A 13,856-nucleotide genomic window follows, 5' to 3' on the forward strand; every position below is an offset into this window, starting at 1 on the left:
TACCGGAACAGGGGGTTTTGTTGTATCTTTTGGAGTCTTATACCCGAATTATGCCTTAGCGTCTTCAATTACCCCAATATCTGGCTGCAATCATGTCCCGTCTTTCACTCGCACCGGCATTGCGCTGGTCGGGCGCTTTGCGCCGCAAAACCAGTGCCCACCCCGGCTTCGAATCATGGCTTGAACAAGCCGCCGACCAACCGGTAACTGCGTCGCTTATCGACGCCTGGTTCACCGAGCTGGCGGGGCACGCGTTGACCGCACAGGCGCCAGCGCTCGACGTATTGCGCAAGGCGCTGCGCCAGACGCGCGAAAGAGTGTTCTACACCCTGCTGGTGCGCGACCTGGCCGGGGTGGCACCGCTTGAAGAAGTCGTCGGCGCCATGAGCCATTTTGCCGACCTGGCCATTGCCCAAGCATACCGGGCAGTGGCGGCAGACCTGGCAGGGGTACATGGCACCCCCCTCGACCCGGCAACCGGCGCCCCCCAAGAAATGCTGATTATCGGCATGGGCAAACTGGGCGGGCGCGAACTGAATGTATCGTCCGACATCGACCTGATTATGCTGTACGGCGAAGAAGGCGAAACCGACGGACGCCGGCGCATCAGTCACCACGAGTTTTACGGGCGCCTGACGCAACGCATGATGCCCGTGTTGTCAGAACCCGACGCCAATGGGCAGGTCTTTCGTACCGACTTGCGCCTGCGCCCAGATGGCGACGCAGGGCCTCTGGCCTGGAGCCTGGACGCCCTTGAAAACTACCTGATTACACAAGGTCGTGAATGGGAGCGCTATGCGTGGCTGAAAGGCCGGGTGATCCCGGCCCAGGCGTTTGCCGACAGCAATATGCGTCAGCAAGAGGCTCAGCTAGAAGCCCTTCGCAAACCATTCGTCTATCGCAAGTACTTCGACTTCGACGCGCTGTCGTCGCTGCGGGCGCTGCGCGAACGCATTCGCGAAGACTGGAACAAACGGGCCAGCCAGCGCAACGGCATCGACGCCACACACAACATCAAGCTGGGTGACGGCGGTATTCGCGAAATAGAATTTGTGGTGCAGCTGAACCAGCTGATTCGGGGCGGGCGTATCCCGTCATTGCAAAAGCGGGGGCTGTTAAAGGCCCTGCAGCAACAGGTAATTACCGGTGTCATCGACGAAACCCTGGCTAAACGGCTTGAGTCTGCCTACGTGTTTTTACGTCGCACCGAACATTTGCTGCAGTATCGCGAAGACGAGCAAACCCATTTACTGCCTCACAACCCGCAGCTTCGGGCAGATTTGGCCACAGCCATGGGGATGACCCCCGACGAGTTCGAAGAAACCCTGGCCGCCCATCGGGCCTTCGTTAATGGTACGTTCCGCAACGCCTTCCGGCTTGCCGGCATGGGCGACGACGGCGAAACCGCGGCGACGAAGCCCGAGCCCGAATCTGGCACCGGCACGGCCGCCGCAACCGACGATGCCATGGCCCGGCATATCGAGGCACATTTCGGCAGCCCGAACGAAACACTGCTGCAGCGCATCGACAGCCTGCGCCAAAGCCACCGGGTGCGCAGCCTGCCCACCACCAGCCGCCGACGTCTTAAGGCGCTGTTACCGGCCATTATCGAAACGGCCGCCAAAACCGCCAACCCCGAGCAAACCGCCCTGCGGCTGCTCGAATTGATCGAACAAATCGTGCAGCGCAGCCCTTACCTGGCGCTGCTGGCCGAATACCCCGAAATTCTGGCCCGTGTCGCCCGGATTGTGGGCGCCAGCCCATGGGCGGCGCAATACTTGCGTCAGTATCCGCTCTTGCTCGACAGCCTGATCGAATGGCACTCGCTCATGGCGCCGCCCGACTTCGTCGAGCTGGCCCAGCATATGCGTAGCGAGCTCGATGCCTGCATGCTGCCGACCGGGCAGCCCGACGTCGAACAGCAAATGAACCTGATGCGCGACATCCAGCGCCAGGTCAGTTTTCAGCTACTGGCGCAAGACCTGGGCGGCGTACTCAGCGTCGAACAACTGGCCGACCAGCTTTCGGCGCTGGCCGACATGCTGCTGGCCGAGACCATTCGGCGCGTCTGGCCGCTTGTGCAGCCCAAAGGCCAGGCCGTATCGTCACTGCCGCCCTCCCGGTTTGCCGTTATTGCCTATGGCCGGCTGGGCGGTAAAGAAATCGGATACGCGTCCGACCTGGACCTGGTCTTTGTATACGACGACGATCGCGATGACGCCGGCGAAATCTACGCCAAACTGGGGCGGCGCATGGCTTCTTGGCTATCCACCATGACCTCATCGGGCCGTTTGTACGAAATTGACCTGCGTCTGCGCCCCGACGGCGATGCCGGCGTGCTGGCCGTGTCGCTCGACGCCTTTGAGCAATATCAGCTTGAGCACGCCTGGCCCTGGGAACACCAGGCGATTACACGCGCCCGCTTTGCCGCCGGAGACCCTTCCGTGGGCGCCCGATTCGAAGAAATCAGGCAGCGGGTGCTGCTTTTGCCGCGCGACCCAAACAAACTGCGCGACGAGGTCAAGGTCATGCGCGAAAAAATCGCGGCCGGCCACCCCAACCCTACCCAACTGTTCGACCTTAAACACGACCGTGGCGGCATGGTTGATATCGAATTCATTACGCAGTACCTGGTGCTGTCGACATCTACCGCCCACCCCGAGCTGCTCGACAACCTGGGCAATATTGCCCTGTTGGGCCTGGCCGCACGCGCGGGCCTTATACCGCAGCAGCTGTCGTCCCAAGTTGCCGACGCCTATCGGGTGTTTCGAAAAGCGCAGCACGAAATGCGACTGCAGGGCAACGACGTGGCCCGGATCCCTGCCGACCAGTTCCAGCCCGAGCGCGACGCCGTGTGCGCGCTCTGGAAGGCGGTTATTGGCGATTGAGCCCAGGCGCCGGCGCCAAACACACCCGTTGGCGCCGGCACTTTTGAATTTCCGGCAGCCCGCTTAAAATAACGACATGACTGACATTAAACGCCCCACCCTCGAACTGCCCGAATCACGCAAGAAAGTCTTGCTGCACTCGTGCTGCGCCCCCTGCTCCGGCGAAGTCATGGAAGCCATGACCGCCTCGGGCATTGACTACGCCATTTATTTTTACAATCCCAACATCCACCCCGACCGCGAATACGACATCCGCAAAAACGAAAACATCCGTTTTGCGCAAGAGCACGGCATAGAATTTATCGATGCCGACTACGATCGCGACAACTGGTTCGAACGCGTCAAAGGCCTGGAAAACGAGCCCGAACGCGGCGAACGCTGCACGCAGTGTTTCGATATGCGCTTCGAGCGCACCGCCCTGTACGCCTACGAAAACGGCTACGACACCATCACCAGTTCCTTGGGCATTTCTCGCTGGAAAGACATGAACCAGATCAACGGCTGCGGCGAACGCGCGGCAGCACGCTACCCCGGCATGTTGTACTGGACATACAACTGGCGCAAAGGCGGCGGGTCGGCCCGCATGATCGAAATCAGCAAACGCGAAAACTTCTACCAGCAAGAATACTGCGGCTGTATTTATTCGCTGCGCGATACCAATCGCCACCGCCGGGCCCAGGGCCGCGAGCCGGTGCAAATCGGCGTCAAGTTCTACGGGCGCGAAGAAACGCTTTAAGCGCCAGTCCGGTGTCGGGCTGGGCTGGCTTGGCCTGGGCACGATCAGACAGGCTCGAACCAGATCAGACCAGATCGAATTAAGTCAGGTCAGGCCAAGTCGGGTCGGCTCGGGTTTGGTTGGGTAGAGTCAAATCAGATCGGCTCAGGTCAGCACGCTACCCCTACCTGCCACGTTGCATCAATGCAAAAAAACATCGGGCGCCCTGGGGCGCCCGATGTTTTTTGTAGCAAGGCCGGTGTTACTGCAACGTACGTTCGAACACAAACTTGTCATCCCGCCAATCGACCGGAATCACGTCTTTGGGCCCGAACTTGCCTTCCAGCAACAAACGCGCCACCGGATTTTCGATGTGCTGCTGAATTGCCCGTTTCAACGGTCGCGCACCAAACACAGGATCAAAGCCTGTCCGAGCCAACTGCGCCAACGCCGCATCCGACACTTCCAGACGCATCTCTTGCTGGGCCAGACGCTGTTGCAAGCGCTGAATCTGGATCTGGGCAATAGACTCGATGTGCTTGGCTTCCAGGCCATGGAACACGACAACCTCATCGATACGGTTGAGGAATTCAGGGCGAAATGACGTTTTGAGCTCTTCCCAGACGACTTCTTTAACGACCTCGTAAGGTTGCCCCGCCATACTCTGGATATGTTGCGAACCCAGGTTGGAAGTCATTACGATGACCGTATTACGGAAATCCACAGTTCGCCCCTGACCATCGGTCAGGCGACCGTCATCAAGCACCTGCAAAAGTACGTTAAAGACATCCGGGTGGGCCTTTTCTACTTCGTCCAGCAAAATCACGCTGTAGGGCTTGCGACGCACCGCTTCGGTCAGATAACCGCCCTCTTCGTAACCCACATAACCGGGAGGCGCACCGATAAGACGGGCCACCGAATGCTTCTCCATGAACTCGCTCATGTCGATACGAACCAGATGCTCTTCTGAGTCGAATAGAAAGTCGGCCAATGCTTTGGTGAGCTCGGTTTTACCCACCCCTGTCGGCCCCAAAAACAGGAACGAGCCGTAAGGACGTGCCGGATCGGACAAACCTGCACGCGAACGGCGGATGGCGTCGGCCACCAGGCTGACGGCTTCGTCTTGCCCCACCACACGACGATGCAGGTGGTCTTCCATACCCAGCAGCTTGGCGCGTTCGCCCTGCATCATTTTGGACACCGGTATGCCCGTGGCGCGCGCCACCACCTCGGCAATTTCTTCAGCCCCAACCTGGGTGCGCAGCAAGCGCGGCTTATCCGTCTCGGACGTTTTGTCGCCATCGCCGCTGGCCTCGGCCGCCTTCAGGCGTGCTTCCAGTTCGGGCAGCTTGCCGTACTGCAGCTCGGCCAGCTTGTCGAACTGGCCTTTGCGTTGCAACTCGGCCATTTCGGCACGCGTACGCTCGATTTCCTCTTTAACCGACTGCGACCCTTGAACGGCCGCCTTTTCGGCCTTCCAGATTTCTTCGTAGTCGTTATATTCGCGCTGCAGCTTTTCCAGCTCGTCTTCAATGGCTTTCAGGCGACGCAACGAACCCTCGTCGGTCTCTTTCTTGACCGCCTCGCGCTCGATTTTCAGCTGGATAATGCGGCGATCCAGCTTGTCCATGACCTCTGGCTTGGAGTCAATCTCCATGCGGATACGCGCGGCAGCCTCGTCGATGAGGTCAATGGCCTTGTCCGGCAGAAAACGGTCGGTAATATACCGATGTGAAAGCTCAGCCGCCGCCACAATGGCCGGGTCGGTAATGGCAACGCCGTGGTGCAGTTCGTAGCGCTCTTGCAAACCTCGCAAAATAGCGATGGTTGACTCGACATCGGGCTCGTCGACCAACACCTTCTGGAATCGACGCTCCAGCGCGGCATCTTTTTCGATGTACTTGCGGTATTCGTCGAGGGTGGTCGCGCCAATGCAGTGCAGTTCGCCGCGCGACAATGCAGGCTTGAGCATATTGCCCGCATCCATGGCACCTTCGGCTTTACCGGCCCCCACCATAGTGTGGATCTCGTCGATAAAGACAATAATGCCACCCTGGTCTTGCGACAGCTCTTTCAGCACCGCTTTCAGGCGCTCTTCGAACTCGCCTCGATACTTGGCGCCGGCTAGCAAGGCCGCCAAATCAAGAGACAGCACCCGCTTGCCCTTCAGGGTTTCCGGGACCTCATTGTTGATAATGCGCTGGGCCAGGCCTTCGACAATTGCCGTCTTACCCACGCCAGGCTCACCGATCAGGACCGGATTGTTTTTGGTGCGACGCTGCAGAATCTGGATGGCACGGCGGATTTCGTCGTCGCGGCCAATCACCGGGTCGAGCTTGCCTTCGCGCGCGCGTTCCGTCAGGTCGGTCGTGTATTTTTTCAGGGCTTCGCGATTAGACTCGCCTTCAGCGTCGGATACCGTTGCGCCACCCCGTACGGCCTCAATCGCCGCCTCTAAAGGCTTGCGTTGCAGGCCGGCCTCGCGCAGCAAACGCCCGGCCTCGCCTTTGTCGTCGACCAGCGCCAACAAGAACAGCTCGCTGGCAATATAGGTATCGCCCCGACTGGATGCTTCTTTGTCGGTACGCGCCAACGCAGCCTGAAGTTCGCGGCCAACCTGCACATTGCCACCGGCCCCTTTGACCTGAGGCAGTGCCTTTATGGCCGTATTCAGACCCGATGTAAGGCGGTTGGTGGCCACACCGGCGCGCGCCAGCAAGCTGCCGGTGCCACTGTCGGTATCGGCCAGCAAGGCCGCCAGCACATGCACCGGCTCGATATACTGGTTGTCATTTTGCACAGCCAAGCTTTGCGCATCGGCAATCGCTTGCTGAAATTTCGTGGTCAATTTGTCGAATCGCATAGTCGTCTTTCACTGTAGGGTAAGAGCATTCGCTCGAATGATGATTAAATAAGGCCTGCCAAGAAAATTTCAAGATGTGAAATGGACAAGTTCAAACAACTGGAAAGTTTTGTCGCGGTAGCCGCCCTGGGCAGCCTGTCGGCCGCAGCCCGGGCCCAGGACATCGCTCCCACCATGATGAGCCGGCGCCTGGACGCCCTGGAAGCCCGTTTGGGGGTCAAGCTTTTTGTACGCTCGACGCGCCGATTGTCGTTGACCGCAGAGGGCGGGCTGTTTCTGGAAGAAGCCCAGCGCATTTTGCGCGACCTGGCCGAAGCCGAGGCCCAGGTGGCCCAAGGTGGGACACGACCCAGCGGCCCGCTGCGCATCAGCGCCCCGGCGGGGTTTGGGCGGCGTCATATTGCCCCCTTGCTGCCTGAGTTTCTGGAACGCTACCCGGACATCAGCATTACCCTTGACCTGAGCGACCGTCTGGTCGACCTGATCGACGAGCGCTATGACTGCGCCATTCGTATTGGCGACCTGGACAATTCGCAATATGTGGGCATACGGCTGGCCGACAACCGCAGGGTCATTGTGGCGTCGCCCGACTACCTGAACCGCTTTGGCCGCCCCAACACCCCCGACGACCTGGTCAATCACAATTGCCTGTCGTTCGGCACCCAGGGCAACCAGTCGCGCGGGTGGCTGCTTAAACAAGAAGGCCATGTCAAAGCCTACCGGGTCAAGGGAACCGTGAGCAGCAGCGATGGTTCGGTACTGCACGCGTGGGCCCTGGCCGGCTGCGGTCTGGCCTGGCGATCTTTGTGGGAAGTGCGCCAGGACATCGAAGAAGGCCGCCTGGTGACGGTGCTGGACGAGTTTGCCGCACCGCCCAACGGTATTTTTGCCCTTATGCCCGAACGCCGACATATTCCCCCCCGGCTGCAGGTTTTTACCGACCTGCTTAAAACCACATACACGCAAACCAGCTACTGGGATTCGCATTAAGCATTAATTTTTAAAGCATGTACAATGTTCAGACAATCTGCCCATTAGCTTATGCCATAGGGCTATGTCTATATGCCAGCCGCGCATAACTAGTCTGTTTCCTGTATGCAGAAAAAAATCACGCTGACATCCGATTCCCATCGTTGCTCGACTTGCATGCTTAACAGCCTGTGCCTTCCGGTGGGGATGTCAACCGTAGATATTGCGCGCTTCGAAGAAGTCGTCCAAGAACGCATTCGCGTACCCAAAGGCGACACCCTGTTCAACACAGGCGACCCTGCCCAGGCCATTTACGGCATTCGGGTGGGCTCAATGAAAACCCAGCTCGAAGATGCTACCGGCCATATCCAGGTGACGGGCTTTTTGTTGCCAGGCGAAATCGTCGGGCTCGACGGTTTCCTGGAAGGCAAGCAGCTGTCGCACGCCATTGCCCTTGAAGACACCGAAGTGTGCGTGGCCCGGGTCAACGAAATTGACCGTGTTATCGCCCACGTACCCGCATTGCAGCACCAGTTGCGCAGGCTGACCAGCCAGGAAATCAAAAGGTCGCAGCAATTGGTCATGGCGTTGGGTGTGCTGCGCTCCGAACAACGTCTGGCCGCGTTTTTGGTCAATATGTCGCAACGGCTCTCCATTTTGGGGTATTCGTCAACCGAATTCATTTTGCGCATGAGCCGCGAAGAAATCGGCAGTTACCTGGGCCTGACCCTGGAAACCGTCAGCCGGTTGTTTTCGCGGTTTGCCAAAGAAAACCTCATCCGTATTCATCAGCGCGAAGTCCAGTTGCTCGACTTGCCCGCCCTGCGCGAACTTGCCGGCAGCGATTACGGCTAAACCCCGGCGCGCATTACAAGCCATCGTCTTTCAGTTTTGCCGGCCCCTCGGGGGGCGCCATGTAAAGCGTCAGCGCACTCGACAACGCCGTGACCACCCAGAAAATAAAAAAGCCTGCGGTGTACACAACCTCGCGACTGAAATGCATTGAACCAAACACGGCAATATCTAAAGGGTCGACCAACGCGAACACTGCGGCACTACCTGCCCCTGCCAGCAAAAAAGACGGCCATAAAATCCACATTAAAGAATAGCGACTCATGGCGCACCCCGTGCGTCGTTTTGCGATACCGCCGATGGGGCCTGTGGGCTGCGTTCGGGGCCGACGCGTTTAACGACCAAACCCTGCCGCACGCCGCCGTCGGTAATGGCTTCGCCACTAAAATGCTTGACCGCCAGTGCGATGGTGATGGCGCACCCCACCAACGCCAGAAATGGCCCGGCCATAATGATCCAGGGCCACGGTTCTTTCCACCAGGGGTTGGTTGTGTTGTTTTGCTCAGTCATGGCTCCACCTGATTATTGTTCGGGTTTACTGAGGTACATAAAAACTGGTTTTTTCTGTAACATTGTGCGGTGCAATTTCGGGGTTCAGGTCGGAGACGATAATTGAAATATCGTGCATGCCCGGCTGTACCTGACCGGCCGGCGCGCGCACAATAACCGGCACCAACCTGTTGGCCGAACCATCCACATAAAAATAAGAACGTTGTGCATTTTCGGCCAAGGCAATCGACAGCCCGGGCAAGCCATCGGCACGCAATTGCAAGGTCAGCGGTGCTTCGCTGGTATTCATGACTTGCAGCCGGTACACGTTTTCTATCAGGCCGCCGGCCACTTCGCGACCCAGCGCCCCCCGATCCCGGATAACGTCGACCTTAAGCGTTTCGCGTACGACCAGGGCATACAAGAAGCCGGCCGTAATGACCACCAGCAAACCGATGTAAAACAACACGCGCGGCCGAAACACACGCTTGCGCGCTTGGGTTTGGCTCAGGCGCTCGGTGATCGCCGAGCCCGATGTATAGCGTATCAGGCCTTTCGGGTAGTCCATTTTGTCCATCACCTGGTCGCAGGCATCGACACAGGCCCCGCAACCAATGCACATGTACTGCAGACCATCGCGGATATCGATGCCCGTCGGGCAAACCTGCACGCAAAGACTGCAGTCGACGCAATCGCCCATCCCGGCTTCTTTATGATCGATGCGCCGCGAACGCCCGCCCCGCGGCTCACCCCGGACATGGTCGTATGTGACGACAAAGGTATCGTCGTCGACCATCACGCTTTGAAACCGCGCATACGGGCACATGTACTTGCATACCGCTTCGCGCATGAAACCGGCATTTCCCCAGGTGGCAAAGGCGTAAAACACCATCCAGAACCACTGCCAGGGGCCCAGCGACAGCGCCAGAAGACCTGCACCCAGCTCGCGAATAGGCGCAAAGTAACCAATGAACGTAAAACCCGTCCAGAAGGCAATGAGTACCCAGACGGTGTGTTTAGCCGCTTTCAGCCGGAATTTTCGAAACGACAGGGGTTGCTCGTCGAGGCGGATACGCGCCAGGCGGTCGCCCTCGATTTTGCGCTCGACCCACATGAAAATTTCGGTGTAAACAGTTTGAGGGCAGGCATACCCGCAAAACAATCGCCCCGCAATGGCGGTAAACAAGAACAGCGACAACGCCGACAAGACCAGCAACACGGCCAAATACACGACGTCTTGTGGCCACAACACCATGCCGAAAATATAAAACTTACGCGCGCCCAGGTCGAAAAGCACCGCCTGGCGCCCGCCCCACTCGAGCCATGGCAACCCATAGAAAATAATCTGGGTAAAAAACACCATGATGATGCGCCACCGGGCAAAAATACCACTGACAGCACGCGGGTAAATTTTGCGGCGTACATCGGCCAGCGCTTGTTCAACCTGGGGCGACGCGCCCCTGGACGCCGTCGCCTCGACCCTGGGCGGCTGCCACGCGGGGATGGGCTGATCCCCGGTTAAGGGTTCAGTAGAGACGACGGGTTTCTTGTCCATGATGCTTCCGGCTAGTTGTTAGACAAACCCCAGACGTATGCCGTCAGCATACGGATCTGCTCTGGCGTAAGAATGCCCTCTTGGGCCGGCATCTGGTTGTTCCGGCCGCTCATGATGGTTTGGACAATCGTTGCCGACGAGCTGCCGTACAGCCATACATCGTCGGTAAGATTGGGGGCTCCCAAGGCCTGGTTGCCCTTGCCGTCAACCCCGTGGCAAGCCGCACAGAACGTTTCGAAGCCGCGCTTGCCGGGCACCACCATTAGAGGGTCGCTGGCCAGGCCCGACAACGACCTGACATACTGGGCAATAGCCGCGGCCTCGTCGGGTTTGACCTGGGCTGCCATGGGCGGCATGATGCCGTGACGACCCTTGGTGATGGACTGCATGATTTGCTCGGGAGAGCCGCCATACAGCCAGTCGGTATCGGTCAGGTTGGGGAAACTGGGTGCCCCCTTGGCGTCGGAACCGTGGCACTGGGCACAGGCGTTCAAGAATAAACGCTGCCCGATCTCGCGGGCCTGCTGCTCTTTGGCAATTTCGGGAATGGGCATTGCCTCGTAGCGTTGATACACCGGCCGGATTTTTTCGGCCAGTTCGGCTTGTGCCTGCTTGACCGACTCGGCCGTTGAATAATTAAGCACCCCCTGAAACGTCCCCAGGCCCGGATACAAAACAAGGTAACCCAAACTGAATACGCACAGCAGCACATAGAACACCGTCCACCAGCGCGGCACGGGGTTGTTCAGTTCGGTCAGGTCGCCATCCCAGACGTGGCCGGTATCTTGTACCTGCTTGACGTCTTTGCCCAACCATCGGCGTTGTGTAAACAGCAGCCAGACGCAAAAGGCAATACCCAGCAGGGTAATGATGGTAATGAAATACCCCCAGAAACCACTGAAAAAGTCACTCATGAGAACCCCCTTGTGGCTGACGGCCCGACGGCAACGTACTGCCGTTGCCCGCGGTGGCGGCTTCGTCGGGAAGTGCGAATGGCAGCATGGCGGCTTCTTGGTTGGCTTTGGCGCGACCCTTAGAGAACGCCCAGAACACAATGCCCAAAAAGGTCACCAGTGCAATTAAAGTAACAATGCCGTTAAGAACGCCCATGATCAGCGACTCCCTTCTGCCACGGCCTTGGCGGCCGCTTCGCGACCGGCCACGCCCAGACTTTGTAAATAGGCCACCATGGCGTCTTCTTCGGTTTTGCCTTTAAGCTGCGCCGGTGCCGTCTCGATTTGTTCGTCGGTATAAGGCACCCCCAGCACACGCAACGCGCGCATGCGTGCCTGCACGTCGGCGCCTTCAACCGTGTTTTGTGCCAGCCACGGATACGCCGGCATGTTCGACTCTTTGACCAGGTCGCGGGGGTTGCGCAGGTGCACGCGATGCCATTCGTCGGAATAACGCCCGCCGACACGCGCCAGGTCGGGACCAGTACGCTTGGACCCCCACAGGAAGGGGTAGTCGTAGACGAACTCTCCTGCTAAAGAATACGGGCCGTAACGCTGGACTTCGGACTGCAGCATGCGAATTTGCTGCGAGTGGCAACCCACACAGCCTTCGCGAATGTACAGGTCGCGCCCCACCAGTTGCAGGGCCTCGTAGGGCTTGACGCCCTCGGTCGGCTGCGTGGTGGAGTGCTGAAAGAACAGCGGAACGATCTGGACCAGACCGGCAAAACTGACCACCAGAATGCTGGCGATAATCATCCAGCCAATATTGGTTTCGAGGGTGTCGTGACTGAAAAATTTCTTTTTCTCGTTGGCCATGTTGTTTCTCCTTATGCCGATGCAGTGCCAGTCACGGCTTTGTCGGAAGCGGGCCCGACCAGTGCAGGGTCGGTGCTGTCGGGGTTGTACAGATAAACCCGGGGATTAGGTTTGGGTTGGCCCACAACCGTTTTGAACGTGTTCCAGGCCATCAGCAACATGCCCGACAAGAACATGATCCCGCCCAGCAAGCGGATGAAATACAAGGGATAGGTCGCCTTGACGGATTCGACGAAGCTGTAGGTCAGTGTGCCGTCATCGCCAGTGGCGCGCCACATCAGGCCCTGCATGACACCCGCTACCCACATTGAGGCGATATACAGCACAACACCAATGGTGGCGAGCCAGAAATGCAGTTCGACCTGTTTCATGCTGGCCATAGTGGTACGCCCGTACAGGCGGGGAATAAGGTAATACAGCGACCCGAAAATCGTCATGGACACCCAACCCAGCGCGCCCGCGTGCACGTGCCCGACCGTCCAGTCGGTGTAGTGCGACAAGGCGTTAACCGTACGGATGGACATCATCGAGCCTTCGAAGGTGGACATCCCGTAGAACGAGAGCCCCACCACCAAAAACTTGAGGATCGGGTCGGTGCGCAGCTTGTGCCAGGCCCCCGACAAGGTCATGATGCCGTTGATCATGCCGCCCCACGAAGGCGCCAGCAAAATCAATGAAAACACCATACCCAGGGCTTGGGTCCAGTCGGGCAACGAGGTGTAGTGCAAGTGATGAGGGCCGGCCCACATATAGGTAAAGGCCAGTGCCCAGAAGTGCACAATCGACAAGCGATACGAATAAATGGGGCGCTCGGCCTGCTTGGGCACAAAGTAGTACATCATGCCCAGAAAGCTGGTGGTCAGGAAAAAGCCCACCGCATTGTGGCCGTACCACCATTGCACCATGGCGTCTTGCACACCCGAATACGCCGAGTACGATTTCCACATCGAAACCGGGATTTCGATGTTGTTGAAAATGTGCAAAATGGCGATGGTAAGAATGTACGAGCCAAAAAACCAGTTAGCCACGTAAATATGGCGCACCCGGCGTTTGACAATTGTGCCGAAAAACACCACCGCGTAAGCTACCCACACCAGGGTGATCAGGATATCGATAGGCCATTCGTATTCGGCGTATTCTTTAGTGCTGGTAAAGCCCATGGGCAGAGTCAAAAAGCCCGCCAGCAAACATGCTTGCCAGCCCCAAAACGTAAACGCCGCCAGCTTGTCGGAAAACAGCCTGACCTGACAGGTGCGTTGCACGACGTAGTAAGACGTGGCAAACAGCGCCGTACCGCCAAATGCAAAAATGACGGTGTTGGTGTGCACCGGCCGCAAACGGCCATAGCTTAGCCATGGCGTATTGAAATTGAGTTCCGGCCAGAACAACTGCGCCGCAATCAATACGCCCACCGCCATGCCGATAACACCCCAAAATATGGTCATGATGGTGAACTGCCGCACCACACCATAATTGAAGGTCTCGGCCTGTTTCCCCAGCGTACCGGAAGTGCCCATGAGAATCCCCTAATTACAAAAGTAAAACAAATATTGTTGTTAATTAAAGCGTGTCGCCCGGCTTGCCGCCCTCTTTGGGCGCTACGGTCGTGTCGTCATCGTCGAGAATAGACCGCGCGGCCTCGTCAGCGTCGTCGAACTGGCCCGAAAAAATGGCCCACCAAAATGCAATACCGATAACCACCACCAAAACCAGCGAAATGGGCAACAACAGATACAACGCGCCCATAGTATTG

13 protein-coding genes are annotated in these 13,856 nt (G+C 58.1%); 4 read left to right on the plus strand and 9 right to left on the minus strand.

Features of this window, described 5'->3' with window-relative positions; translation table 11 throughout:
* Positions 1-89 precede the first annotated feature (89 nt).
* Complete coding sequence (gene glnE, locus GTU67_RS00475; protein WP_430458988.1) at positions 90-2,888, plus strand: bifunctional [glutamate--ammonia ligase]-adenylyl-L-tyrosine phosphorylase/[glutamate--ammonia-ligase] adenylyltransferase; 2,799 nt, start codon at positions 90-92, stop codon at positions 2,886-2,888.
* Positions 2,889-2,964: 76 nt separating this feature from the next.
* Positions 2,965-3,624: an epoxyqueuosine reductase QueH gene (locus GTU67_RS00480; protein WP_185778238.1), complete on the plus strand. Its 660-nt coding sequence runs from the start codon at positions 2,965-2,967 to the stop codon at positions 3,622-3,624.
* A gap of 241 nt (positions 3,625-3,865) precedes the next feature.
* On the opposite strand, the gene clpB is transcribed toward GTU67_RS00480, so the two are convergent.
* Complete coding sequence (clpB, locus tag GTU67_RS00485) at positions 3,866-6,466, minus strand: ATP-dependent chaperone ClpB (protein WP_185778239.1); 2,601 nt, start codon at positions 6,464-6,466, stop codon at positions 3,866-3,868.
* 81 nt (positions 6,467-6,547) lie between these two features.
* Between clpB and GTU67_RS00490 the strand changes: the two genes are divergently transcribed.
* Entirely contained in the window at positions 6,548-7,456 is a 909-nt protein-coding gene (locus GTU67_RS00490; RefSeq protein WP_185778240.1) for a LysR family transcriptional regulator, read from the plus strand.
* 105 nt (positions 7,457-7,561) lie between these two features.
* The gene (locus GTU67_RS00495; protein ID WP_185778241.1) at positions 7,562-8,290 is read left to right on the plus strand and encodes a helix-turn-helix domain-containing protein; all 729 of its coding nucleotides are present in this window, start codon (positions 7,562-7,564) and stop codon (positions 8,288-8,290) included.
* A gap of 13 nt (positions 8,291-8,303) precedes the next feature.
* On the opposite strand, the gene GTU67_RS00500 is transcribed toward GTU67_RS00495, so the two are convergent.
* The 8 genes from GTU67_RS00500 to ccoS are packed head-to-tail and all read right to left on the minus strand — an operon-like array spanning position 8,304 to position 13,849.
* The gene (locus tag GTU67_RS00500; protein ID WP_185778242.1) at positions 8,304-8,552 is read right to left on the minus strand and encodes a hypothetical protein; all 249 of its coding nucleotides are present in this window, start codon (positions 8,550-8,552) and stop codon (positions 8,304-8,306) included.
* A complete protein-coding gene (locus GTU67_RS00505; RefSeq protein WP_185778243.1) occupies positions 8,549-8,797 on the minus strand; it encodes a hypothetical protein in 249 nt (82 codons plus the stop codon). Before GTU67_RS00505 ends, GTU67_RS00500 begins: the two co-directional genes overlap by 4 nt.
* 25 nt (positions 8,798-8,822) lie before the next feature.
* Positions 8,823-10,331 (minus strand): cytochrome c oxidase accessory protein CcoG, encoded by a 1,509-nt coding sequence (gene ccoG, locus GTU67_RS00510; RefSeq protein WP_185778244.1) that lies wholly within the window; start codon positions 10,329-10,331, stop codon positions 8,823-8,825.
* An 11-nt stretch (positions 10,332-10,342) separates the two neighbouring features.
* The gene (gene ccoP / locus GTU67_RS00515; protein WP_185778245.1) at positions 10,343-11,245 is read right to left on the minus strand and encodes a cytochrome-c oxidase, cbb3-type subunit III; all 903 of its coding nucleotides are present in this window, start codon (positions 11,243-11,245) and stop codon (positions 10,343-10,345) included.
* On the minus strand, positions 11,238-11,441 hold the full coding sequence (locus GTU67_RS00520; RefSeq protein ID WP_185778246.1) for a cbb3-type cytochrome oxidase subunit 3: 204 nt from the start codon (positions 11,439-11,441) through the stop codon (positions 11,238-11,240). The genes ccoP and GTU67_RS00520 overlap by 8 nt, the downstream gene beginning before the upstream one ends.
* A 2-nt stretch (positions 11,442-11,443) precedes the next feature.
* Positions 11,444-12,103: a cytochrome-c oxidase, cbb3-type subunit II gene (ccoO, locus tag GTU67_RS00525; RefSeq protein ID WP_185778247.1), complete on the minus strand. Its 660-nt coding sequence runs from the start codon at positions 12,101-12,103 to the stop codon at positions 11,444-11,446.
* An 11-nt stretch (positions 12,104-12,114) separates the two neighbouring features.
* Positions 12,115-13,620 (minus strand): cytochrome-c oxidase, cbb3-type subunit I, encoded by a 1,506-nt coding sequence (ccoN, locus tag GTU67_RS00530; protein WP_185778248.1) that lies wholly within the window; start codon positions 13,618-13,620, stop codon positions 12,115-12,117.
* 43 nt (positions 13,621-13,663) lie between these two features.
* Complete coding sequence (gene ccoS, locus GTU67_RS00535) at positions 13,664-13,849, minus strand: cbb3-type cytochrome oxidase assembly protein CcoS (protein ID WP_185778249.1); 186 nt, start codon at positions 13,847-13,849, stop codon at positions 13,664-13,666.
* Positions 13,850-13,856 lie beyond the last annotated feature (7 nt).

It is taken from the genome of Pusillimonas minor (assembly GCF_014237865.1).
Taxonomy (GTDB): domain Bacteria; phylum Pseudomonadota; class Gammaproteobacteria; order Burkholderiales; family Burkholderiaceae_B; genus Neopusillimonas; species Neopusillimonas minor.